The 25,694-nt window shown below is 43.2% G+C and carries 17 protein-coding genes and 1 pseudogene; 7 read left to right on the top strand and 11 right to left on the bottom strand.

Features of this window, described 5'->3' with window-relative positions:
* Positions 1-595 (bottom strand): IS110 family transposase (locus LEP1GSC194_RS16705; RefSeq protein ID WP_036040806.1); only part of this gene is annotated, 595 nt, incomplete at its 3' end.
* A 580-nt stretch (positions 596-1,175) separates the two neighbouring features.
* A complete protein-coding gene (gene ccrA, locus LEP1GSC194_RS16700; protein WP_036043500.1) occupies positions 1,176-2,423 on the bottom strand; it encodes a crotonyl-CoA carboxylase/reductase in 1,248 nt (415 codons plus the stop codon).
* Positions 2,424-3,300: 877 nt separating this feature from the next.
* Here ccrA and LEP1GSC194_RS16695 point away from each other — a divergent pair.
* Both LEP1GSC194_RS16695 and LEP1GSC194_RS16685 read left to right on the top strand, forming a co-directional pair.
* Entirely contained in the window at positions 3,301-4,059 is a 759-nt protein-coding gene (locus LEP1GSC194_RS16695; protein WP_017809881.1) for an LIC10244 family PerRA/PerRB upregulated protein, read from the top strand.
* A 321-nt stretch (positions 4,060-4,380) separates the two neighbouring features.
* On the top strand, positions 4,381-4,992 hold the full coding sequence (locus LEP1GSC194_RS16685) for a uracil-DNA glycosylase (RefSeq protein ID WP_020774688.1): 612 nt from the start codon (positions 4,381-4,383) through the stop codon (positions 4,990-4,992).
* Here LEP1GSC194_RS16685 and LEP1GSC194_RS16680 read toward each other — a convergent pair.
* The 4 genes from LEP1GSC194_RS16680 to LEP1GSC194_RS16665 all read right to left on the bottom strand — a co-directional run bounded on the left by LEP1GSC194_RS16680 (position 4,958) and on the right by LEP1GSC194_RS16665 (position 9,314).
* The gene (locus tag LEP1GSC194_RS16680) at positions 4,958-5,920 is read right to left on the bottom strand and encodes an alpha/beta hydrolase (protein WP_020774671.1); all 963 of its coding nucleotides are present in this window, start codon (positions 5,918-5,920) and stop codon (positions 4,958-4,960) included. The two genes, LEP1GSC194_RS16685 and LEP1GSC194_RS16680, sit on opposite strands and share 35 nt — an antisense overlap.
* Before the next feature lie 19 nt (positions 5,921-5,939).
* Entirely contained in the window at positions 5,940-7,013 is a 1,074-nt protein-coding gene (locus tag LEP1GSC194_RS16675; protein ID WP_020774682.1) for an alpha/beta fold hydrolase, read from the bottom strand.
* A 237-nt stretch (positions 7,014-7,250) separates the two neighbouring features.
* Positions 7,251-7,781 carry a peptide-methionine (S)-S-oxide reductase MsrA gene (gene msrA / locus LEP1GSC194_RS16670; protein WP_020774685.1) on the bottom strand — a complete coding sequence of 177 codons (531 nt, stop codon included), beginning with the start codon at positions 7,779-7,781 and terminating at the stop codon, positions 7,251-7,253.
* Between the two features lie 99 nt (positions 7,782-7,880).
* A complete protein-coding gene (locus LEP1GSC194_RS16665; RefSeq protein ID WP_020774677.1) occupies positions 7,881-9,314 on the bottom strand; it encodes a porin in 1,434 nt (477 codons plus the stop codon).
* A gap of 724 nt (positions 9,315-10,038) precedes the next feature.
* Here LEP1GSC194_RS16665 and LEP1GSC194_RS16660 point away from each other — a divergent pair.
* From LEP1GSC194_RS16660 to LEP1GSC194_RS16650, 3 genes and pseudogenes are all read left to right on the top strand, one after another.
* Positions 10,039-11,751, top strand: a complete 1,713-nt coding sequence (locus tag LEP1GSC194_RS16660; protein ID WP_020774672.1) for an acyl-CoA dehydrogenase family protein — start codon at positions 10,039-10,041, stop codon at positions 11,749-11,751.
* A 331-nt stretch (positions 11,752-12,082) separates the two neighbouring features.
* A pseudogene (locus LEP1GSC194_RS16655) lies at positions 12,083-12,418 on the top strand (chloramphenicol acetyltransferase); the annotation flags it as partial.
* Positions 12,419-12,576: 158 nt separating this feature from the next.
* Complete coding sequence (locus LEP1GSC194_RS16650; protein ID WP_020774686.1) at positions 12,577-12,906, top strand: helix-hairpin-helix domain-containing protein; 330 nt, start codon at positions 12,577-12,579, stop codon at positions 12,904-12,906.
* On the opposite strand, the gene LEP1GSC194_RS16645 is transcribed toward LEP1GSC194_RS16650, so the two are convergent.
* From LEP1GSC194_RS16645 to LEP1GSC194_RS16635, 3 genes are all read right to left on the bottom strand, one after another.
* A complete protein-coding gene (locus LEP1GSC194_RS16645) occupies positions 12,888-14,186 on the bottom strand; it encodes an LA_0442/LA_0875 N-terminal domain-containing protein (RefSeq protein ID WP_020774676.1) in 1,299 nt (432 codons plus the stop codon). The genes LEP1GSC194_RS16650 and LEP1GSC194_RS16645 overlap by 19 nt on opposite strands.
* Before the next feature lie 197 nt (positions 14,187-14,383).
* A complete protein-coding gene (gene lpxK / locus LEP1GSC194_RS16640) occupies positions 14,384-15,442 on the bottom strand; it encodes a tetraacyldisaccharide 4'-kinase (protein WP_020774687.1) in 1,059 nt (352 codons plus the stop codon).
* A 23-nt stretch (positions 15,443-15,465) separates the two neighbouring features.
* Entirely contained in the window at positions 15,466-17,355 is a 1,890-nt protein-coding gene (locus tag LEP1GSC194_RS16635; RefSeq protein WP_020774675.1) for an ABC transporter ATP-binding protein, read from the bottom strand.
* On the opposite strand from LEP1GSC194_RS16635, the gene LEP1GSC194_RS16630 reads away from it, so the two are divergent.
* Positions 17,355-18,899, top strand: a complete 1,545-nt coding sequence (locus LEP1GSC194_RS16630; protein ID WP_036043493.1) for an ABC transporter substrate-binding protein — start codon at positions 17,355-17,357, stop codon at positions 18,897-18,899. The two genes, LEP1GSC194_RS16635 and LEP1GSC194_RS16630, sit on opposite strands and share 1 nt — an antisense overlap.
* Here the strand turns inward: LEP1GSC194_RS16630 and LEP1GSC194_RS16625 are convergent.
* Together LEP1GSC194_RS16625 and LEP1GSC194_RS16620 are read right to left on the bottom strand one after the other, a co-directional pair.
* Complete coding sequence (locus tag LEP1GSC194_RS16625; protein ID WP_020774681.1) at positions 18,877-21,303, bottom strand: transglycosylase domain-containing protein; 2,427 nt, start codon at positions 21,301-21,303, stop codon at positions 18,877-18,879. The genes LEP1GSC194_RS16630 and LEP1GSC194_RS16625 overlap by 23 nt on opposite strands.
* 92 nt (positions 21,304-21,395) lie before the next feature.
* Entirely contained in the window at positions 21,396-23,390 is a 1,995-nt protein-coding gene (locus tag LEP1GSC194_RS16620) for an OmpA family protein (RefSeq protein WP_020774678.1), read from the bottom strand.
* A 110-nt stretch (positions 23,391-23,500) separates the two neighbouring features.
* Here LEP1GSC194_RS16620 and LEP1GSC194_RS16615 point away from each other — a divergent pair, with 110 nt between their 5' ends.
* On the top strand, positions 23,501-25,135 hold the full coding sequence (locus LEP1GSC194_RS16615) for an ABC-F family ATPase (RefSeq protein WP_020774673.1): 1,635 nt from the start codon (positions 23,501-23,503) through the stop codon (positions 25,133-25,135).
* The last annotated feature ends 559 nt before the right edge of the window (positions 25,136-25,694 follow it).

Here is a 25,694-nt window from a genome sequence, read left to right as displayed (position 1 = left end):
TTAGTTCGACTAAATCTAAAACTTTTAAGATTCGTTCCGCTTCCTTTTTGTATCGATCAGGAAGTAAAGCTACAGAAACTTCTCTGGATGCTTTTGTTCGTAAATGCTTTTTGGTGATTTCAGTCAAACCGGCTTGAGTGAATAAACTGTGAAGTCGATTCTTACCTTGCGTCAGTTGCCTTGTCCAGTTCTCATGCTCTGTACACAATCGCCGATTATCTTCCTCTTCATCCGTGGGAATCGGAACAACCGGTAATTCTTCTATTGGATAACGTTGAATGAGCCTGGCTATTTTTAAACTGTCTTCTTTATCAGTCTTTTTCAAAGATTGATAGATCGTTGCTAAGTCTCCGGGATTCAAGACAATTACTTGAATCCCTTTGTTTAAAATTGATTTTGCAATTCTAAAAGATTGAGAGCCCGCTTCCAGACCTACAATATCATTTAAAGTCAGCCATTTTAATAAACTGCTAATACCGCTTTCCGTTGTACTGAATTGCCGACGTTCGAGCGAGTTCTCCGAATTAATTCGAACAACCTCTAAACTTTTCTTTCCGCAATCAATTCCTACATACTTGATTTCTTGACTGTTCATTTCTTTTCTCCTAAAATGACAGAGGGCGGAAGGTCTTAACAAAGCCGGGTGATATCACCAGCACTCCTATTCGCGGTCGACTTTGTTAAGCCGCCACACTTTGGTTTGCGGTGGCCGATTTAGATTCATCTATGGACCGGGGTCTAAGCCCCAAGAGAGCGATCAATCTGCCATCGGCCTTCTTGACTCCGTCGAATCAAGAATATCACACTTCGAGCTGTCTTACGTCCAAGAATCATACTAATCTATGGATCGCGTTGCAGGTCGAAATATAATGATAAGCAAATTGATAGATCATCCGAAAAACGGTTTTCTTTCGTCATTCCAATTTGTTGATCTCGCTGCAATCGCTTTCGCATTGATTATACCGAACTTACGTTAATTTAAGGATAAGAATTATGACTCTTACGGGTCATTTAGTAGATCGCAATTGGAATCTCAATGGCTCTGCTCACGATGGTTCATTGGGGCTGGATCTGATAAACGAAAGCGTGTTCCTTTCGTTCGATTTTGTCCCGATTTCGGAGCCGCGTAGAATCAACCGTTCCAGCGGCTCTATGAAATTGATCGAGATCGGAAATTATTTTTTTCCCAATCCCGGTTTGTCGGCGCCGACCAAGATGGACATGTTTCCGGCCGGATGTTTGTTTTCTTTCATCAACTGGTGTGCGGTGGCGGTTTCATTCCAAACGAAGGTTTTGGAAAGACAAGGATCCACTTTTTTTCCGATCACTAAGTCGTTCAGACCTTTTGAGTTGTCGTCGTTTGCAAAGTGAGAACCTTGAAGACGTTTTTGTCGCATCCAGAGATAACGTAAGTCGACGGTCGCATTGTAGCCGGTGGTTCCCGCGCAGATCACGACCATACCGCCCGTTTCACAGACGAACATGGAAGTAGGAATCGTAGTTTCACCCGGATGTTCGAAAACGATTTTTGGATTTTTTCCTTTTCCGGCGATGTCCCAAATTGCCTTTCCGAACTCGCGAGCGGACTTTGTCCATTCTACGAACTTTTCCATCTTGTTGATTTCGGAGGTCAGCGCTCCCCAATGGGAGAATTTCTTACGGTTGATGACACCCGCAGCGCCTAATTTCATACAGAAATCGATTTTGTCGTCTTCGGAAACGACCGCGATCGGAATTCCACCTGCAGCTTTCACGATCTGAATCGCCATTGCTCCGAGTCCGCCCGCTCCTCCCCAGATCAGAACCACGTCGTCTTTTTGTACGTCGTTCGGAGTCCAGTGATGAAGCATTCTATAGGCGGTGGCTCCTACGAGCATATACGCTGCCGCTTCTTCCCAAGAAAGATGTTTCGGTTTTGGAAGACACTGGTGGTCTTGAACCTTGCAGAATTGTGCAAAGGAACCCCAGTTGGTTTCGTAACCCCAGATCAACTGGGAAGGTGCGAACATAGGATCTTTTCCTGCTTTCACCCAAGGATCGTTGCGATCCCAGATTCCACAGTGAAGAACGACTTCGTCTCCGACTTTTACGTTCTTCACATCGGCGCCGACTTTGTAAACAATACCGGATGCATCGGACCCGCCGATATGGAACGGTTCCGGTTCGCCTTTTTTGTTTCTGGCGCCGATCACATCTACGGGAAATCCGAGAGCGGCCCAAACGTTGTTATAATTTACACCGGCTGCCATTACCGCGACGAGCACTTCGTCAGGCGCTATTTCTGGAACGTCGATGAGTTCTTCCTGAATTGCAGTGATCGGGTCGCCGAAACGATTGGCTCTAACGACTTGTGCATACATTTTTTTGGGAACCTGGCCCAAGGGGGGGAGGGTTCCGATTGGAACGGATTCAATTTGGCTCATGTGCACAGATTTCTGAACTTTGGTATTTCATCTACACCAATTTTAGGGGGAGTTCCCGCGTTTTTAGCGATTCGGATTTTACACAAAGGGGGGCAGGGCGGCTCCATTCCTGAAACGCGATCCTTAGAGAGCGTTTCATTGAGTTCGGAGAGTGATCACTTGAAATAGGTGCCTCATTCTCTTTGGGTCATTCGGCAGGGAGTGAGACTTTAGTTAAACCTCGAACGACCCGTAGGAAGTCGTCGCACTCAAGTTTTCTCCACGTTTTGGTTGTGTGTTTTATCGTAAACTTCCTATCCACACACGATTTTACAAAGTCATAATATTCCACTTGCTTTAGCAATTTTTACAGCGTGGACCAAACTTGCCGAAGATTCATAAATAGCGAACAGAACAACTTTATATCGAACTCGGAGTTTCCGATTCGTTATACCGAATCCCTCAAAGTCGCTCTTTTCCCCGCGGAACTCCTCGTTACCTGAGTGACAAAGTTCGTTTCTTATTCGGAGATTTGAAAAGACTTTAAGCGTAAAAATGTTCGAACCTATCCGCATGAATTACGGAATTAAAACGAAAAGATTACTCATGGCTATATAATAAAGTACCCAATATTTTGCATTGAAACAGTGTTTTGCGATAAAAATTAACGGCGCTCAATTTTATAGGGATAGTAGTAGCGGGAAAATTAAGGAAGGTTTTTGTATTTTTAATATGGATATTTTAAGAAAAGGGTTTTAAAAAAAAGAAAATCCGCGTCTTATTTGATGCATCTTTATTCAAAGAGAATTCATTGTTTCCAAACGGTCCTTCTTTAAAGCGTTAAAGAGACGATGAGATTGGAAAAAATCAATATAATAAAATTCGGAGAAACTAAAACATGCTGGTACAAATACATCCAAATCGATTTTTTTATACGGATAAGGATCGAGAACAGAGTTTACAAGTTTTAGGAACGATGCTGGAGCTGAGCGAAAAGTGTTACGTATTCGGAAAATATTTTTTTATCGATACCTTTGATTCCGAAGAACATCCTTTTTTTCTAAGAAAGGGATTCGATCTGATGGGAATCGGGATGGATTCCGAAAACGTCGGCAATATTTTGAAAGGATATATCGTTTCCGGAAACTACGAAGGAAAAGAACTTTTAGATAGAATCATTATGCTCGAAGGAATCGAAACGATTCAGAGAGAACTTCCCATCTCCGTCTTTTTGGAAAAGGTAGCGTCTTATTTCGGAGAATCTTACCAAAAGGACTTTTGGAATTTCGTGAATCAAAAAAGAAAAGAGATCGATACGATTCTTCTCAACGATTTTTACGCCGAGTTTTGCAATTCCGAACCTCAGATCGATTCGGATATTCTTTTGAACAGGGCGTTTCATTCATTATCATATAACGAACTGAAGGATTTATTGAGACAGGTAAGTCTTCCCGATTTGGCGGAAGCGTTGAAGAGCGTGCGGGAAAAACTTGTGATTCAAGTACTTGATTTTTTGGATAGAGAATCATCTCGATGGTTGATGAAAGAACTGATGAAATCGGACAATTCTTACGATAGTTCCGAAAAGGCAAAAGAGGCTCAGTTGAAGATTCTCGGAATATTTGCCTCTAAAAAGGAAATGAACCGGAATTTCTGAGCCTTTCCCGGTGAAGAATATCCGTTAAGAACCGGAATTTCACTCTGATCGCGATTATCCAAAAGATAATTTAGAATATTCTGAAATACGAATTCAAGATCCTTGTTTCTATAAACGGCCCCTCCGTAACGCAAGGTTTCCATATTCGATTGTTTTCCCAATCGTTCTTGAACGAGAGGCAGCCCGAATTTGGAACCTAGATATCGTGAGTATCAATACGAAAGCGTTCGCCTGCGGAATATAAAGTTCCGCCTCCGTAAGAACGATCATTTCCATTGACTCCGGAGAAATTCTTTTTCAATTTGGATGGAACGTATTTTCATGAGCAAAGAAGAGAAACTCAGAAGACTGAACCTCGTTCAATCCGAGGTTTCCGCGTGTAAACTCTGCAAACTTCATACGACCCGCACTCAAACGGTTTTTGGAGAAGGCAATCCGGATACGGAAGTCGTTTTCATCGGAGAGGGACCCGGTAGACAAGAGGACCTTACCGGCCGTCCTTTCGTGGGCAAAGCCGGTGAACTACTTACGAGAATTATAGAAAAGGGGATGGGAGTTCCGAGAGAATCGGTTTATATCGCGAACATCGTAAAGTGCAGACCGACGGTGGAAATGAAATTCGAAAAGGACCGACCACCCGAAGAGGAAGAAACCAGAGCCTGCGCGCCGTATCTTTTGAGGCAGCTCGAAATCATTCAACCGAAAGCGATCGTAACTCTCGGAAATCCTTCCACAAGATTTATCTTAAATACGAAAGAAGGAATTACGAAACTCAGAGGAACCTGGGGTTCTTTTTTCGGAATTCCGGTGATGCCTACGTATCACCCTAGTTTTGTGATCCGTAACGGCGGAGAGAACAGCCCTCTCAAACGAGAGGTTTGGGAGGATATCAAGAAGGTCATGGATTTGCTGGGTTGGAAGAGACCCTCGTAGTGCCGAGCTCTTTTTCTTTCAGCCAATCGGCGATTTTTTGATAGATGTCGGAAGGCGCGTCTTCGTAAGCGAATAGCCCTAAGTGATCGTAGTCAATGGACATCCCATTGTCTCTTCCCGCTTCCCAGTATTCTTTCTTTCCTTTTTTTCTTTTATAAACCGGATGAATACTTTCGGTCGGCGATACGTTGTCGATTCTTCCTCCTATAAAAAGAGAAGGAAAGTTTGTGGACTCGAACGGTTCCCAGGTTTTCGGGTTTTCTTCCAGAGTCGGCAAGTAGTTAAGAATATTTTGATACATGAATAGAGTCGTAGGATCGTCTTCGTCTAAGGAAATAAAACGTTTGCAGAAACTGTCCTTGTTTTTGCAGGAAACACTCAAGTCGGTTCCGAGTCTTTTTTCGGCTTTCATCTGCTCTAAAAAACTATCGTTGTATTTATAGTCCATTCCCGTTCCGAGAAAGAACGCTTTGGAGATGTTCGGAATTTTTTTGGCTTTGAAAGAATGTAATACCGCTTGTCCTCCCAAAGAAACCCCGCCTAGAATATATTCTTTTTGACCGGTGACTTTTTGAATTCTTGCGATGACGTCCGGGATCAGATTTTCCCCTACCTCTTTGAGATTTACGGATTTATGGTCTTCGAAGTGTAACAACCAAACCGAAAAACCGTTTCCGTTTAACACTCCGATGAGCCCCGATTTATCTCCGAGATATAAAACCTTTTTGTTTATAAAAACCGGATCCACGAGAAGAATCGGAGGATGGGAAGAATTCTCATAGGAAAACGTGGTCAAAAATACGTTCGGTCCTATGTTTGCGGTTTGCGACGCGAATTTTTGTCCGGTAATGACCACATAACGTGTGCAGTTTAAAAAAACCGTCAGAAAGACGAGGAGCGCGGCCGATTTTGTTTTTGTAAGTTTCATGCTTAAGTCCAAAATAAAATTAGTTTCTTTTATCCAACCACGCCGCGATAGGAACGAATATGTCTTTGTCCGCGTTTTTCCCGACGATCAAATCGGCGTGGCCGTAGTCGTCGGAATGATTGTTCGCTCTGGATACGATAAAAAGAGTTTTGTCTTCGGAGGAAATCGTATCGTAGGCGTAACGAAGGGAATAAGTCGTTCCGATTTTGTCTCTTCTGCCTGCGATCAACAAAGTCGGAATTTTGATATTCTTGAGTCCGTTCGAATAGGAAATTTTACGATCTAAACTTCGGATCTCTCCGTTTTCCGCAAAATCCTGAAACTGTAGGATTTCCTTTTTCGTTCCGGGATTGATCGAAGTCGTTTTAACACCGGAAAGGATCGAAGGATCGATATTGGGTTTATGCCAAAAAAGTTCTTCGAAGGATTTTTGAGGAAGAAACGGGATTCCGGTCGCTCCTTGAATGCCGATCCAAGTTTCGGCGGGAACGACCGGCCAAAGATTGCTCAACCAAGAAAGAGAAGACCAACCTTTCAGAGCGGAACTCGGAGAATCCAGAATCGCGGACGAACCGATCGCCACAAAGTTTGCGATCCTGTTTTCGCCGAGGCTTCCGATTCTCGCATAGATAATCATTCCGCCCATACTATGACCGATCCAATTGACCTTGTCCTTTCCGGTGGCGTTTAACACGTGTTTGATGGCAGCGTCCGCGTCATATTGGATATAGTCGTCCATGCCGTAAGAAAACGTTTTATCTCCGAAAAACAAGGAAGGGTAACCCGCATCCCTTCTTCCTCGCAAATCCAACAGCCAAACGTCATATCCTTCTTTTTGAAGTCTTCCGACAATGGAACTTTTCTCGTTGATCTTCAGATAGGTTCGATTGGCGATTAAGCCGTGGCATAATATGACGGGATATTTTTTGGAAGGGGAATTGGATGCGGGCGGAAAATGTTCGAGCGTAAGATCCCAACCGTCCGCCGTTTTAGGACGATGAATTTCTCCTTGAAGTTGTATGCTCGTTACACACTGGGAAAAAAATATTCCCAGTAAAAAAATCAAAAAGGCCCTTCGGATATCGGCGTTCATTAGAGAATTATACTATCATCCGATTTCAAGAGTATCAAGTAGAATCTTCCGGCGCGTCCTACTGATTGATGCCTATATAATAGAGTAACATAAATTTTGAAACAAATCCCCGTTTAAAGGCGGAATTTTGGTACTTTATTATATAGTTCCGAGTAAAAGTCGAATTTTCCTTCGCTAAAAGATTCAAAGCTGCAAGAAACCGCCGATTTGAACGGTTTCTTGCAAGGTTATATAAAGTTAAGAATTTATTTTTTTAACTCTGAAACCCGTTTTGAGATATTTGTCGATTTTCGGTTTGATCACATAATGACAGTAAGACTGTTCCGGATTGGTTTTGAAATAATTTTGATGATAATTCTCCGCGGGATAAAATTCTTTCAGCGCTTCCACTTGAGTCACGATCGGGTCCGTAAAATGTTCTCCGGCTTTTTGTATGGATTCTTCCGCTTGTTTTTTTTGTTCGGGAGAATGATAGAGAATGACGGACCGATACTGGGTTCCCATATCGTTTCCTTGTCGGTTTAACGTTGTAGGATCGTGAGAGATCCAAAAAATTTCCAGGATCTCGGGATAACCGATGATCTTCGGATCGAAGGTTATTTGCACGACTTCCGCGTGTCCGGTGGTGCCGGAACACACGGAACGATAATCCGGATTTTTCGTTCGTCCGGCCGCATATCCGGATACGATGGACTCGACTCCTTCCACCATCTGATACACCGCTTCGAGGCACCAAAAACAACCGCCGCCTAATGTTGCTTGTTCCATACGAATGATTCGAGTCGATAATCAAAAGGTTGCAAGTAGTTTACGAATCGTTTCGGTTTATAAATCTTTTTCCGTCCAACCTAAATCCGAATCCGAAGTTTAGATCTTAAGCGAAATCGCAAAAACGACGAACTTTTCCTCTTTCGATTTCGATCGATCTCGATCAAAAACCGCGTCGTAAGAACGAAAGTATCTTCCTTCCAATCGAATCATCGCGTTTTCGTTCGGAATGTAATCGAAGGTTGTAGTCGCGCCCGAAGTTAAAAATCCGTTTTTTGTACCCGTCTGAATGATCGTCTGTTCCCGATCGTACATTCTTTCCAAACGTAAGGAAGTTCTGAATTTCTCAATCGGTCTCCAAACGATCCAAAACGTTCCGTGATACCATTGTCTGTAGGTTTGAACTCCGGGATCGGGCACCCTTTGAATTCCTACGTCTCCCGATCCGGCGACGATGAAATGTTTCGTGAAGTGATATTGAAGTATTAAATTATTATAATATCTTGTTTGACGCGGCTGGTTATCGGGAGCCTCGTTTCCCACGAATGTGTTATGGGTGATTTTGAGCTTATCCGTGATTTTGTAATCGATTTGAGTTCCGATCGCCTTATCGCGGTTCGTTTCGGTGATATTGGACCAACCGTTCATCAGATGAAGTTGAAAGGATAGTTTTTCCGAATATTGATAGGAAAGTCTGAAACCGCTAGAATAATAAGGCACGTAATCCAGAGCGAGGGCCCTTGAATAATTCCAGTTGTTCTGAGAGATCCAACTTTCGAGTCCGATGTTTCCGAAATAAATTCCGCCGTCGAGCCAGAGATTTTTTGCGAGTTTGACTCCTGCGTAAGCTTCTTGAATGTTTCTTACGGAAAGTTCGTTGGAATTTTTTTCCGAACCGATTTCGTTTTTGTAATTCGCGTTTACCGAGTTTCCGAATTGGAAAGCGACTCTGCCTCGGTATTGATCCGTTTCGACCTTACCGTCTATATAAGCGAGGTTGATATTACCTTCATCCCAACGCGCCGGTTGAGTGAGATACCGATTGTCCCTTGAGTTGGGGCGATAAGGATTGTGTGCGTAATAAGAATCTATAAAAAAGCCGAACTTAGGATGATGTTTGTTTGTTTCCTGAGTTCCTTTCGAAGAAGAATCGTCTTGGGAAAGTTCGTTTTTTTCGGGTTCCCCTTTGGATTGAAATTCTTCCGAAGCGTTTTTCGATTCCGTTTCATTGGAAACTTTCGGTTCGGTTCGGGTTTGAATGTTTTCCGAAGGTTTTTGGGAAGGATCTAAATTTTTTTCCGAACCGTTTTCCTTTGTTTGCGGAACGGTTGTCTTGACTTCTTTTTTTTCTTGAGAATCGGCGGAGACGGAAAAAACAAAAATGGAAAAATATAAGATCGAAAGAATTTTAAGAACGCACTTTCGTAATTTCATTCCGTTGGACGAGCTTTTTTGTACGGATCTCGACCCGCACTTGCTTCGAGTTTGTTTTTGAGAACATTCTAATTTTTGAAAATTCCGTTTTTGTACCATGGTGTAAGTTTATAAAATCGTTTTTAGAATGCAATAGCCCGGCTCGTAAATTAAAATTAGGATTCTCGTTTTGGAATTAAGAAAGAATTAAGAACTTGTCGTGAAACTCATAGAACGACCTGAAACGCGATCTATAGAGAGCGTTTCGCTGAGTTCAGAGAGTGATTAATTGAAATAGGTGCCTCATTCTCCATGGGTCATTCGGCAGAGAATGAGATATCCGAGTTTCCTCGAGCCCCAATAGAAGCGAGACGCCGAACTTCACAAAAATGTGGGAACTACTACGTTTTTAAACGATGAAAAAATCACGCAAAGTCTAAATAACCGTCAAAGAGACTTAATCTGTGGGAACTCCTGCAAATTTCCTTAGCGATACATATGTCCATCTCATTCGAAAATAAATTTACTAGAAACAGGAGAAACACTGGTCAAAAAGATGAACTCAGCACGTTGCCATATGGGTCGCAACGTGGGTCAATGTCTGACAGGCAAGGTCACCTAACCCTCTACCACTTGTTACTAACCACCTAAAACGCGGTAGTTCCCACACTTCGAGTAGATGGTTAGAAAATAGGAAATAGGGATTAGGACTTTACATACAATTAGACTTGAAAGAAAAATTTTACTTTCTTCTAAGGCAAGGTCAATTCTAACATCTAAACCCTAGCCATTTGAAACGCGGGCTTTCCAATCCTTTACGCTGGCTGATTCAAGGGGAGAAATTATGATTCAAAACAATTATTTTTCGGACAATCAAGATATCCAGGATCATTTTGAGCATATTCTACCCTGGACGGAAATCATACTCGATTACGAAAACGAATTTTCCGACGTTTCGAACGGAGGACCGACAAATCCGTCGGAAGCAAAAGAATATTATAAAACCGTGTTGGAAACCGTGGGCGATCTCGCCGGAAATATTCTTTCTCCTCATGTGGCGGAGTTGGACCGGCAAGGCCTGGAGTTCAAGGACGGAAAAGTTGAGTTTCCGCCGAAGATGCTCGAACTCGTATCCAAAGTCGTCGATGCGGGGGTTCAAGCCTACGGATTTTCAAGAAAGTACGGCGGACTCGGCGTACCTTGGACCGTGAAATCTTTTATTTCCGAAATTTTTTACAGAGTGGACGCGTCACTCGCCATTGCGATCGGATGCGTAAATCTGGCCGAAATTTTGGAACGACACGCGACTCAGGAAATGAAAGACGAATGGCTTCCCAGATTCACCGCCGGAAAATTCGTCTGTGCGATGGGACTTACCGAACCCGATCACGGTTCCGATCTTTCCAATCTTAGAACCAAGGCCGTAAAAGACGAGAACGGAGGTTGGGTATTGAACGGAAGCAAACGTTTCATCACACACGGTTGCGGATTCGGCGATATCCCCGCGGTTTTACTGACGCTCGCTCGTTCGGGAGAAGTCGGATCCGGCGCTCGGGGACTTTCTTTTTTTCTCGTACAAAGCAAGGACGTTCAAATTGCGGGAATCGAACGCAAACTCGGACTTCATTGTTCTCCGACTTGCGAAGTGGTTTTTGAAAATTCCCCCGGACTTTTGATCGGAGAAGAAGGTTACGGACTCGTAAAGTATACGATGGGAATGTTGAACGGAGCGAGGATGGGAATCGCACAACAATCCACGGGACTTGCAACCGCGGCATATTATGAAGCTCTAAAATACGCAAACGAAAGAATTCAATTCGGAAAACCTTTGATCCAAATTCCAGCCGTGAAAAAAATCATGAATCGAATCGAAAGGGAAACCTACGCGATGCGGTGTTTGACGTTGGAAGGATCTCGCGTAATGGATCGTTATTATTGGAGAGCGCTTCGACTTGAAAAACAAGGCGCTACTGAAAAAGAAGCGAAGAACGACACAGTCGTTCGTTATTGGGAAAAGATTGCGAACGTCCTGACTCCGATCGGCAAGTTTTATTGTTCCGAATCCTGTTTAAAAGCGGTTAATGACGCGCTTCAGATTCACGGAGGTTCGGGTTATACGGAAGACTATGATATCGCGAGAATTTATCGCGACGCAAGGATCACCACGATCTACGACGGGACGTCGCAAATTCAAATCAACGCGTGTATCGGAGGAATCGTTTCCGGGATGACTCATACGTTCGGGGAATACGTTGCCGAACTCGTCAATCAATTGGATTCTTTTTTGGCCCATAAATTGTTCCGCGGATTTCAAGATTTGGTTACCCTCTATAAGGATCTTTCAAGAAAAGAAGATAAGGATACGTATGCGGAGGAGATCGTTTTCACTTGCTCCAGACTTTTAGCGGGAATTTTGTTCGAGCTTTCCTGTAGAAGACTTCCGGAAGATAGAAAACAAATTCGACTCAAACACGCAAAGGATTATCATATCGATACTCTTTCCGTTCTGGAAGGAAACCTCGCAAAATTAAAAGAAGTGAACGGCAATCATAACTAACGTGAATTCGTGAAATCAACACGATCCATAGAGAGCGTTTTCGCATGGTACTCACGTTAACTACAAAAATCGGTTTTTGGATCGTTGAATCCTTTTCTTAAAGAATTGACAGAATTCTAAATCGAATTTAGCTTGGATTTATTATGAACGTATAATCCCCGCCTCGATTTCAAAGATAATTCATATTTTTGAATATTCTATTTTTATTCTATATTGGAACTTGTCTCAAAACTCCGATCCTCCTGCGTTAAACGTCGGTTTGCTGCATTGTGGACGATTTTTGAGATCCGTTTTAAAAATAACGAACCGACCTTTCATCGGAGGTATATCGATGCAAAATTCAAAACCTCTTTCTTTCGGACCGAATCCGTTTACTCCTCATCCGTTTCCGGAATATCCGAGAATCGGTTTTCTCAAAAACTTCATTCAATCCCCTTTGATCGAAATCGGAGATTATACATATTACGACGATCCGGACGGCCCCGAACGTTTCGAAAAGGAGAACGTACTTTATCACTATGATTTTCGAGGGGATAAACTCTTGATCGGAAAATTTTGCGCCATTGCTACGGGCGTAAAATTTATCATGAACGGAGCCAATCACAAGATGAACGCATTTTCCACGTATCCGTTTGCGATTTTTGGAAACGGATGGGAGAAAGCGGCAGAGAAACTTTTAAGGCTGAAGTGGTGGGATTGGTCCCCGGAAAAAATTACGGAATCGTTGGAATTTTTGACGACTCTTAACTTTAAAAAACTCGACGATTTCGTTTGAACTTGGTTTTATTTCGATAATGACTTCGTAAAACGATATATCGGAAATATATGAGTAAAAAAGAATATTCTAAATTTACGGAAGGATATCTGGAGCAATCCGATATCCTAAAAGAATTTCAAACCCTTCCGGGAGTCGGCAAATCGATCGCGATGGATTATTGGAATCTGGGTTTTAGAAGTTTGGACGAAATTCGGCCCGTCGATCCGGAAGAATTGTATGTCCGTTGCTGCAAGTTGCACGGGGGTTACGTGGATCGTTGTATGCTCTACGTTTTTCGATGTGTTCACTACGCTTTGAACGTTAAAAAACCGAATTCGGAAAAGCTGAAGTGGTGGAACTGGAAAGATGTCGAAAAAACTCAGAAATCGAAACGATGATTTACGCCGAACTGAACGTAAGTGAGAATCGTTTTGGATTCGTTTAACATCGGAATCAGAATTTTAGGTCCGAAAATTTTCAATCCGAGTTGATCCTGGTTTCCTCCGCTGTCTTCCGTGATGTAACCGGTCTGGAGAGTGTTCTTTAAAGTCATATTGCTCGTTTCCACGAATAGACTCCAGTTTCCTTTCACGTTTGCGGAAAGTCTGAGATTCACTTCGGTTCCGGTCGATTTCCACCAATAGTCCAAACCGGTTTGGTTCAAACGAAGTGCCCCGTTCGAACCGTCGATCCTATATTCGTAATTTTTAAGGGAAGACGGACTCGACATATTCAAATGAAGAATTTGTCCTTGGAACGTAAATCGTTTCAAAAACTTCCACTCGAATCCGACCCCGAGACTATATCCTTTATGATAACTGGAATATTCGCGAAAACTAATGCGATTCGGATTGATTCCGCTCGCCGTCTTTTGACCTAAACTGTCCACCTCTTGATCCGTTTTTGTCCAGATCCTTTCGATACCTCCCAGAATTTGGAGATCCAAAACCGGATGCGGATAAGGAGTAAAGCCGAAACGGGAGGAAACTTTTTGAAATTTTGTGTTTGCTTCTCCAAAAATCGCGTTAACCGCTCTTTCACCGGACGAGCCGGATCCAGAACCGCCTGTTCCAAAAGAGAGAGTTTGAAAACCGTTCACGTCGAAATTATGTTTTGCTTGTGTTCCTCGTAATTCAAAGGTAAAACGATTCCACACGTATCGAATCCGAGTCGTAGAACCGCTGTTAGGCGTTTTGTACGGATTGGTGAGAATTTCCGCCTGCCCCGAACTGCTGAAAGCCAAACCCGCGTATTGAATGGTTTGATAAAAAGGCCGGAGCTCGGATTGTTCGGTTCCGTTTCCGATTCCGAAAGAAACTTCGAGATAATGTCTTTTCGAATTGATAAGTTCCTGTTCTCTTTTTTTGGAGCTTTTTTCCTTGGATTTTCTTTTTTCAGCGAGTTTCACCGCTTCTTTTTTATTTTTTTCGTCGTTCTTTTGAGTCTCTTCTTTTTTAGGATTGGGTTCCGCGATTTTAGTAAAGGAAATTTTTCGAATGTTCGATTTCTGAAATACCTTTGTGGTTCCGTCCGCGAGTTTAAAGGTTACGGTTTCCTTATCCTGGTTTATGATATTTCCTTCCAACCGCTTTCCGGATTTTAAAAGAACGGTTTCGCTTCGAAGTGAAACGGAGGTAAGAAAAAAAACGAGGATCGAATAGGAAACAATTTTTTTCATGAGTTGTATATCGAAATACGATATCGGGGAATGATAACATATCGTTTGAATCCTGCAATTCGATTTAAATTTCTAAGAATGAAATTTGACGGAAAATAATTGCAGTCGCCCGGTCTGTGCGTGAGAAGTTTGAAATCACATCGGACTTCCGTAACGCTCATAATGAAGTTTCAAAATAGAAGAGAGAATTTTTGAAATTAACGGTGGCGGAATCGGGATGTTTCCGAGGCGATCTTATCTTTGAGAAAAGAAACGAGTTTTTCTTCCTTATCGAGTTTGCTTTCCAAAAGAAGGATTCTTAAATTCTCCGGAGGTTTTGAAATTTTGACGAGATCTTTTTCGGTACACACGAGATAGTCGTAGTCTGTAGAGATCTTATCCAGGGCGTTCTCGTCTTCCATCGTATAAGAATGATGATCCCGGAAGGTTCTCGTTTCCAATTCGAGCGGTTGAAATTTCCGAATCATCGAAAAGAAAACTTTCGGATTTCCGATTCCTGTAAACGCATATATTCTTTTTCCATAAAATACTTTCGGAGAATCCGATTGCAAGTTCGGAGATAAGAGTTTATCCGGTTCCGAAGAAAAACGAAGAATTTCTTTGGAGAATTTCCTTTGAATATTCTGCACAATTCTTTCCACGGACGGTTCGTATTTCGAAAACACGATCCAATCGGCTCTTGCCAGAGAAGAGATCGGTTCTCTCAGATTGCCGGCAGGAATTAAAAAACGTTCTTTATGAATCCTGCTCGAATCCAATAAAACGATATCGACGTCCCTTTCCAAAACGTGGTGCTGAAATCCGTCGTCCAAAATCACGATCGGATTTTCTTTCATTTTCAATTCTTCCTTAAAACGTAGATAAGCGGAATGTCTGTTTCTCCCGATCCAAACCTCCGCAAACGGAAGATGTTTTTTTAAAAGAAGAGGTTCGTCTCCCGCTTCTCTCGGAGTGGATTGTTGTGCGACTCTATATCCGCGTTTGGATCCGACCGCACCGTAACCTCTGGATAAAATAACGATTTTTTTTTCCGGAAATTTTTTATGAATCAGTTTTGCGAGATAAATCGAGAACGGGGTTTTTCCGGTTCCACCCATGGAAATATTTCCCACGCTGATTACGAAGGCTCCGGAAAGTTTTTTCTTTTCGGCGAACTTTTGATCGAGCAGAAAAAGAGCGCGATATATAAAGGAAAACGCATATAGAATCGGAAACAGAACGACGTGTAGAAGTGAAAGAGGAGTAAATAAGTTCATGAGAGAATTATGATTTTCTTACGTTATGCGCTTTCGGGGGATTCGGCGAACTGGATGTCGTATAACTTTTTGTATTTACCGTCGAGTTGGATCAGCTCCGCATGAGTTCCGGATTCCGCGATTCTTCCGTCTTCCATCGTAAAGATCGTGTTTGCGATTTGTACGGTGGAAAGTCTGTGAGCGATGATGATTACGGTTCTGTTTTTGTAAAGGGATTCGAGAGCCTGTTGAACCAATCTTTCCGATTCGGTGTCGAGCGCCGAAGTCGCCTCGTCTAGAATCAAAATTTCCGGATTGAGCAGTAGGGCGCGTGCGATCGCAATTCTTTGTCTTTGACCGCCGGAAAGCATCACTCCGCGTTCGCCCACGATCGTATCAAAACCTTCTTCGAAGGAAAGGATGAATTCCATCGCGAATGCCTGTTCGCACGCGGTATGAAGTTGTTCTTCGGTTACGTTCTGATTTCCGTAACAGATATTTTCACGAATCGTTCCGTTGAATAAAAAAACCTGCTGGGACACGATTCCGATTCTTTTTCGAAGATTACTCAGATCCAGTTCTCGGATATCGATATCGTCGACGAGTATTTGTCCTTCCTGAGGATCGATCAATCTCGGCACAAGATCGACTAACGTGGATTTTCCCGCGCCCGAAGCTCCCACCAACGCGACGGTTTCTCCTTTCTGAATCTGCAGGTTGATTTCCCGAATCGCGGGATTTTTAGCCCCAGGATAAGTATAGGTTACGTTGTTAAACGACAATCCTTTCACCATTCTTTTTAAGAACTTAGGACTTGCAGGATTTTGAATGTCCGTCTCCTGATCCAATAACTCGAACACACGATCACCCGCCGAAATCGCGCTCTGAATCGAATTGGAAAGCATACTCATCTGTTTAAAAGGTCGCATTAAAAAAATCAGCGTTAAAAAGAACGCCATAAACATTCCGCGGGAGAACGTTCCGTCCTCCATGAGATACGCGCCGAAACTCAAAAAAATCACCGCAACGATCGAACTGAATAATTCCGTAAGGGACGGCCCGACCTGATGATAGAAATGGCCTTTGAACGTTTTATCGGAAAGATCCTGGTTGAATTCCCAGAAACGTTTCGCTTCCGTCTTCTCCATGGAAAAGGCTCGGATTACGCGAATCCCGGAAATCACTTCCTGAAGATGTCCGTTTAACGAAGAAAGGCGTTCCTGTTGATTGCGTGTGGCTCTGCGGATCTTATCGGCGAAGGCGGAAACAGGACCCATCACAATCGGAACGATGATGAAGACGGCGAGGAACATCTTCCAACTCAAGTAGAGGAGAAGAAGTAAATGTGTGACGATATAAAAGAAATCCGTAATCGCATCTTTTAAATCCGAGCTGATCAGTTTTCCGAGAACTTCCACGTCGTTGATGATTCTACTCATCAAAATTCCGGTCTTTTCCTGCACGAAATGATTGAGAGGAAGAGCCTGAGCCTTTGCGTACAACTCCGCTCTTAAATCGCGAATCGCGAGATAACCCGCGGAATTGATACAATAAACCGCCGCCGCGAGGAAGATCAGTTTTAAAAGATAGACCGGAAAAACGATAAAACAAAAAAGTAAAACGAGTTGGTCATGGCTCATCTTCTTCAAGGAAGAATTGAGTTGCACCTTCCACTCCGCGAGTTTGAGTTCGATGGATTCAACGCTGGAAAAAAAATCGCTTTCTTCCGAACGTTGCAGAAGCGCCTTGTCCTTTTTGGTAAGGGAAATTTCGAAATTCGTTTTTTCTCCGGTGCCGAGAGAATCGAAAATCGGAATCAAAGAAGTAAGAGAGGCCCCGTTTAAAACCGAAACGAGAAAAGACAGTACGATCCCCGAAGTTAATCTGTATTTGTACTTGAAGGAATACTTTAGGAGTCGTTTATAGATGTTCATTGAACAGGTTTAATCTTTTGAATACTTCTCTAACCTTTTTTGCAGGAATCCTTGTTTTGTCCCTTCTTTTTTCCGGTTGTAGTTCTCGAGAGGAAGATCCGGAAGAATTGATTCTTTCCATACCTTCGGACCCGATCAGTTTGGATCCGTTGTTTTCCACGGACTTATCTTCGCGTACTCTCGGAAAATTTTTATATCCTTTCTTATTTCAAAAAACTCCGGACGGTAAACCAGCCTATCAACTTGTGGAATCGTTTCAATTGTCCGGCGAGGGAAAGGTTCGTTCCCTCAAACTCAAACTAAGAACGCATCTTTTGTCTGACGGAAAAGAATTAAAAGCGCAACAAGTTCGCGAATCTTTGCAAAGGCTCGTAAACACTCCCGGTCCTAGAAAAAATCAATACGCTTTCATCAAGGAAATCAACGTTATAGACGCGAAAGAAGTCGAACTGAAAATTTCCGGAGGACTGAGACAAGCCGTGGACGCTCTTTCTTTGCCGCCGGCGGGAATCGTATGTTGTAAAAACGGCGAGAAAGAAAAATTAGAAGCGGATTCCTTTAAAACATTAGAAAAGAATCATGTAGTTGCGGTTCCAAAAGCGGGTAAGTATCTTCTCAAAGAATGGAAAAAGAATAATTATATTCTGCTGGAAAAAAATCCGTACGCGGTCGAAGATCTTCCTAAAAAAATTCGACTGAGGATTTTAGCGTCTGCGTCCACGGGAGTTTTTTTGTTTTCCAAAGGAAGAATGGATTTGATGCGTCTTCCGAATTTTTTACTCAAAAACCCGCATATCAAAAAGGAAAACCTTCGGTTTAGAAAGGGCGGAGGGGTTCAATACGTTGCGATCCGGGCAACGGAACCTTGTTTCGATTTGAACTTTAGAAAAGCCTTAAATACGGCGGTTGATCCCAATCTCGTGATTCGAAAATTATTGGAAGGGAATGCGGATCCCACGTTCGGTCCGGTTCCGTTAGGAAGTATTTCGCAAACGAAGATACAAGAAATCATCGCGGGAAGTCCTGAGATACAAACTCATTCTCGTGAGAAAGCGGAGGAGTATCTGAAAAAGTCCGTTTGTTATCCTAAAATACTAGAAAGAGAAATCGATTTTAGAATGCGAGGCGACGAGGAAAACGGCGCCAACGGTTTGGCGTTGGCGGGATTTTTAAAAGAACTCGGATTGAAAGTGAAAATTCATCCGATGGAAAAGGCCGCTCTTTACAAAGAAAACGCGGAAGGGAAAGGGGATCTAACGTTGCTTTTTTGGTACGCGGATTTACCCGGAGCTTGGAACTTTATCGATCCGTTGTTTTCGGGAAAGGATAAAGGCAACGGAGGCAATCGGGCCCATTACGAAAATCGGGAACTCGAAAGTATAATCTCGAAAGCGAGGAGTTCGGATTCCTTGAATTCGGAAACGACCGAGGCCTTGCAAATTCTCATCCGAGAGAATCCTTGGATTTATCTTTGGTCGCCATATGAGGCTTTTCTAATATCCGAAAAAGCGAAACGTTATTCTAGTTTGGAGGATTATCTGTAACTTCCGGAAGTTCGAGTTCGACCGAATCTCCGTCGTTTTCTTCCGCCTGAGGAGGAACCCCCGTCGTTGTTCCCGGTTCTTGCGTAGGATTTTCCGGAGTTGCGGTCGTAACACCTGCCGGTGCGGAAGGTTGTTCTCCGATATAATAATATTGACCGTACAACGGATACGAACAAGGGACCGAAGAATGTAACAGTAAACCGGTCTCTCCGCATACGTCCACTTTCACAAAATCGCCGTTAAACGGTTTGACGAGCGTTTCGGAAAATCCGATGTTTCTTGCGATGTAGTTCACGTAACGAAACCAAATGTTTCCGCTGATTCCGGAACCCGAACCTTCAAACGGAGCGCCGACGTCGTTCCCGATCCAAACCGTCGTAACCAAATCGGGGTTCACACCGGCGAACCAAGCGTCTCTCACGCCTTTACGCGATCCCCATTTTTTACGAGCTTCTTTCGGCGACTGCACCGTTCCCGTTTTACCGCCCATCGGAAAAGAATCTTCGTCTTTAGTCTTAAGTTTCATCGTTCCTTGTTCGCTTAAGACCGCTTCCAAAAGATTGATCGTTTCGGCGCAGGCGACGGGATCTAAAATCTGAACGGATTCGTTGGGATCTTTCAAAGGTGTGGAAAACATTTCGCTTCCTTCAAAATCCGTAATTCTTAGGATTTGAACGGGAGTGACTTTTTTGCCCTCGTTTGCGATCGTAGCGTAGATCAGGGCAAGTTCCATAGGAGATAGTTCTCCGGAGCCGAGCGCCAAGGAAAGATTCGGTTGGAATCTTTTTTCAAGAGTCGCCTTGTCTATGTCCAAGATCATCGAAATTTTTTCCAAAAATTCGTTCACTCCGAATTCGTTTAACAATTTTACGGCGATGGTGTTGATCGATTGTGCGAACGCGATTCTTGCCGTGATTTCTCCTTTGTAACCTTTGTACCAATTCTTCGGAGAATAACCTCGAATATTGATTTCTTCGTCCATGACTTTGGAGGAAGGAGTGATGATTCTGTTTTCAAATGCGATCGCATAGACTAGGGCTTTGATCGTGGAACCGGGTTGCCTGAGCGCGGAGACCGCCCGATTGAGTCTGAATATATTAGAAATTTTGTAACTACCAACCATAGCCTCGACGTAACCGTTTCCGGGATTGATGGAAATCAAGGAACCGTTCATGTTGTCTATGATGGATTGTTGGATTCTCGCTTCTTCCGCGTTGCCCTTTTTCAAGTAAGCGGCCTTGACTTCGTTCAACTTTTTACGAACGGACTCGATTCCTTCTCTTAAAGATTTTTCGGCGACGTCCTGTTTGTCGTAGTCCAGAGTCGTGTAGACGTTCATACCTCGGGTTTCAATGTCGATTTCGTTGAACGTATCCAAAATGTGCTGGCGAATTCCGTAATTAAAATCCGGCGCAAGATTTACGGTAAAGTCCTTATCAAAACCGTATCGCGCTATTTCCGAAGTATAAAATTCCTTGTCTCCGTCTTTTGTGATTTCCACTTTATAAGAATTTCTGAATGTTTTAAGGTTGGATTCTATTTTTTTCGCAAAATTCTTTTCAATGCCGGAAGGATTCGGATGTAGGTGTTGGTTTTCGGACATAGGCATAAGAACCAGCTTTTGTCTTTTGAGAGCGGTTTTTAAACTTCGAACCGGATTGTAATTGGAAGGAGCGGGAATAATTCCGACGAGCATAGCCGCTTCTTCCGGACTGAGTTCCGTGGCCGCTTTGTTGAAATAATAACGGCTCGCTTCTTCCACTCCCGTGTTTCCTTCGCCTAAGAAAATACGATTGAGATACATGGAAAGAATCGTATTCTTATCGAATTGGTTTTCGAGATAAAAGGTACAGTAGAATTCCGTAATCTTGTTGAAGATGTTTCTCGCTCCGAGGTCCAGAGTCAGCTTTGCGAGTTGTTGAGTGATGGTGGAACCGCCTTGTTTTTGAAAGGTGGTGAGATTGATGAAGATCGCCCTTAGAAGCGCGGCGTAATTGATCCCGTGATGATTGTAAAATTCCCTGTCTTCGGAAGAGAGAAGAGCCCAGACGATGTTTCCGTGTTCCGCGAGATTGTCCGTACGAATCGGTTTGAACTTTCTTCTCGAAAATTCCCCGATCAACTTTCCGTTTCGATCCAAAATTCGAATCGGGCGAATCTGACTGACTTCGTAATAATTTGTGACTTCATTTTTGAACTTGTCCAAATTGGAAACGACTTCGTCTTTTTTGGTCAACCAGACCACGTAGGAACCGCCGATCAGAAAGGAGCCGATCGCAATCGACGCAATGGTCGCATAACGGAAGATCTGCCTCCAGTGCGCTTTTGAAAAGAATAGGATTTTTAGAACGCTATTTTTGAATTTATATAGAATGGAAAATTGATTCCCTTTGTCTGATGTCATCGATTTCTTTTACCTTGTCGGATCTCAGAGAAAGACAATAGAAACGACCGAATCTTTGTAAAGTATTAGAAAACTTTCAAAATGGAATTCATTCATTTCTTCTTTAAAATCGTAAAATTCACCCTTCTGTTTTTTCTACGTCCTTCTTCGGAATCATTCTTATTGAGAGGAGTCCCGTCGCCGAAACCTCGGGTTTGAATTCTTTCGATCGGAATCGAATGTTTTTTGGAAAGATATTCCGCGACGGCGATCGCTCGTTTTTCCGAAAGAAGCAGATTGTCTTTTTTCTTTCCTACGTTGTCCGTATGACCTTCGATCCGGATTTCGATCTCCGGGTTTTCCTTCACGATTTCGGCGAGACGATCAAGTTCCGGCCCGGACTCCGGTGAGATCTGAAAACTTTTAGATTCGAAAAATAAATTATTGATTTGAATCGTTTCACGTTCCCGGATCGGAGGGAGTTGCAGGATAACTTCCACTTTTTCGGAGAATTTCTTTTTGGAAGTTAGATTCAAGTTTTGTGATACGGAAATATATCCTTTCTTTTGAGCGTAAAACCCGTAATTTTCTCCGAAAGGAAGAATGATCGAAAAATTTCCGGTGGAAGGATCGCTTTTAGAACTTCCGATCTTTTCGTGAGACTTTAGAGATTCGTAATGTATATCGGCGGAAAGCGGATTTCCTTCCGTGTCCACGACTTTTCCGTTTACGACTACGACCTTTTCGGGACGCATTTCTTTCGGAAGATACGCCATAAACAACTGACCGTCTTTGCTGATATAAGCCCAATCGCTGTTCGCGGGAATCGAAAAGAAATTCACGCCTTTCAGATTTTCGGAGACCTCCGTAGGTTTCGTCCATTGATCCCAACCGTCGCCGATTCTTTTCGTCATATAAACCGAAAGACCTTTGTGTCCGTCGCTGGAAAAGTAAAGGGTTCTGTCGTCGCTCGCCAAAAACGGAGCCATTTCTTCGTGATCCGAATTGATGACTTCGCCCAAGTTCGTTCCCAAGGGAAACGTTCCGTCGTTTAACATTTTGCTCGCGTAAAGATCCAGCTTACCTTTGGAATCCTTATGTTGTGCGGAATAGATTAAGATTCTTCCCGAAGAGGAAAGAGTGGAACCGCCGAAAATTTCCTGGCTCGAATCGCTCTTCTTTCTGTAGAGGTTATAAAAATCAGGAAACTTTAATATACTCGGCTTGGACCAGGAATCCTTTTCCTTAAAACTTTTATAGAGAGGAACTCTTCTCGTGATCTGTTTCGTTCTTTCGTCGTATTCGGTTCTCAGTTCCTCGATCTTTTTTCTGTATTCGTTGGAGTTCTTGGAGGAACGCGCTGCGGATTCTCCTTTTGTTTCAAAGTCTTTTCCGAGCTCGTCCAAGAGTTCTTTTTCGCCAAACGTACCGAAGACGAAGAGTTCGTTTCCTCCCGGTAATGCGGAAATGACCGCCGAAGGCATTTCGTTGTTCAAAGGCGCGCTCATTTCCTTGCCGTCTTCCCAAAATCCTCTCTCGTCGAGTTTGGAATGCCAGATCTTTTGAGTTCCCGATTTACCTCGTTTGATATAGGCGGTCCAGAAAAGATATTTCCCGTCCGGAGAAGCGTTGGGATTGAACGCAAATATATTATGATTTACGTAATCGGGAATTTTTTTAATCGTCCAAGGTTTGATCTCTTTCGAATCGAGAAACGGATAAATTTCGTAACGAATCGGGTTACAGTTGGAACCCTTCATGTTGCAGAGAATTCTCACTGTCTTATCGTTCAGTCTGGAAAGTTCCGCAGTAATTTCGTTGGACTCGATCGGAACGTATGCATTTTCCGTACTCAACAATTTTCCAAACTGAAGAATTTTTCCCGTCAATAATTTATAACCGATTTCTAAATTGAATGTTCGGCTGCCGGAAAGGTTTACCGCGACGTTTTTCGGTTTCTCCGGTTGCGAGGCGAACTGAGCGGCTCCGATCGGGATCCAAGAAGCGGCGTCACCGAGTTTCTTTGAGGTATCTTCGGCCTTAAGACCGGTGAAAAAAGAAAAACTCAAGATCGACAAAGTCAGTATTACTTGAAGTACGGTGTGCATACGTTTTCAACTTCGGTATAATTTCAAAAGTCCTTAATTCTACTTTTTCTTGGCAAAAAACCCTATCTTGAAAATCATGGTCATGATTCTCTCTTAGCAGGTATTCTCACATGATCAGCACTTCCGGATTGACCCTAAACTTTGGTAAAAAAATTCTTTTTGAGAACGTTACGGTTAAGTTTAAGGAAAATTGCAGATACGGATTGATCGGAGCGAACGGTTCCGGTAAGTCCACGTTCATGAAAATTCTCGCGGGATTGGAACAAGCCGCGAACGGAGCCGTTTCCATCGACGCGGGGATTAAAGTCGGATATCTGAAACAAGATCACTACGAGTACGAAAACGAAACCGTAATCAATACGGTCATCATGGGAAACAAGGAACTCTGGGAAGTTTCCAAGGAAAGAGACGCGATCTACTCAAAACCGGAAATGTCGGACGAAGACGGAATGAGAGTTTCCGAACTCGAAGAAAAATACGGAGAACTCGGCGGCTACGAGGCCGAAAGTACCGCGGGAGAACTTCTGGAAGGATTGGGAATTCCCACGACGAGTCATACTCAGACTCTTGCGTTTTTAACCGGCGGTTTTAAACTTCGCGTTCTTTTAGCTCAAGTTTTATTTCAAAAACCGGACGTCCTACTTTTGGACGAACCTACCAACCACTTGGATATCAAAACGATTCATTGGTTGGAAGAATTCTTAACCAACTACCGAGGTGTTGTGATCGTGATCTCTCACGACCGTCACTTTATCAATTCGATCGCGACTCATATCGCGGATCTGGATTATCAATCTCTTACGATTTATCCCGGCAATTACGACGATTATATGGAAGCTTCCACGATGGCTCGTGAAAGACTTCTCGACGAGAATAAACGTAAGAAGGAAAAGATCGCCGAACTTCAAGATTTCGTAAACCGATTCAGCGCCAACGCGAGTAAGTCCAAACAAGCGACTTCCAGACAGAAACAAATCGAAAAGATCAAACTCGACGACGTCAAACCTTCCTCCAGAGTTTCTCCTTACATTCGTTTTAAGATGAAGAAGACGTTAGGTAAGGACGTGATTCTCGCGGACAATATTTCGAAATCCTACGATAGACCGATCTTTAAGGACTTTACGATCAACATCACTAAGGGCGAAAAGATTGCGATCATCGGAACCAACGGAGTCGGAAAAACGACTCTTTTAAAAACTTTGATGAAACAGATCGAGCCCGATAACGAAAAGGTTGCGATGGGAGATTCGGTCACATCTTCCATCTTTCCTCAGGATCACCGAGAAGGTATATTAGAAGACGCTGATACGATTGTGGAGTGGCTTTATAGATACGCCGATCCCGGAACCGAGATGGAGGAGATACGCGCGATTTTGGGAAGAATGTTGTTCAGCGGCGATATGGCTAAAAAACCTACGAGCGTTCTTTCCGGGGGAGAAAAATCCAGAATCATCATCGGAAGAATGATTATCTCCGGAGACAATTTGTTGGCGCTCGACGAACCTACGAACCACTTGGATTTGGAAACCATCGAAGCCTTGAACTATGCCCTTTCTATATTTGAAGGAACCGTAATATTCGTTTCTCACGACCGCGAGTTTGTATCTTCTTTAGCGACTCGTGTGATCGAAGTTTCCACGGAAGGAATTCGAGATTTTAAGGGTACTTACGAGGACTTCTTGGAAAGAGAAGGCGCGGAATTTTACAAACGTTTATCCGGCGGTCCGGTCTTAGCGGAAACATGACATATTAGAGGTCAGTGGTTAGGGGTCAGATGTCAGGGTGTTTTTCTTTAATTCGGGAGTTCTTACTTTTACAACAAAACACCTATCCACTATCCCGCTAAAATGAGTTCCCACATTTTTGTGAAACTCGGCGTCTCGCTTCTATTGGCGCTCGAGGTATAACTCAATCTCGCTTCCTATGGGTCGCGAGAGGTATAACTCAATCTCGCTTCCTATGGGTCGCGAGAGGTATAACTCAATCTCGCTTCCTATGGGTCGCGAGATAGGTTTTGGGACAAACTCTGATATGGCGCACCCAACCGAGCCGTAAATATTTTTTCGCATTTTTATCATCAAATAGTTTAACTCGTTAGAGAAAAGCATTCGCGACGATTGATCAGACTGATATTCGCGGGTTGGATACCGCAGGATAATCTATACATCGGGAGCTGTTCTTAGTCTAAAAACGAAGGTCAAATTTGAAATTCAAATTTGCTTCAACACTGAGTCAACAAGTATTCCTCCTTTATCGTACATCTTCTCTAACGAATAAAACCATTTGATGAAACATTATTCTAAC

Source organism: Leptospira alstonii serovar Sichuan str. 79601 (assembly GCF_000347175.1).
Classification (GTDB): Bacteria; Spirochaetota; Leptospiria; order Leptospirales; family Leptospiraceae; genus Leptospira; species Leptospira alstonii.
Note: the sequence above shows the minus strand (reverse complement) of the source record. Positions and strands in the feature narration are given on the sequence as shown.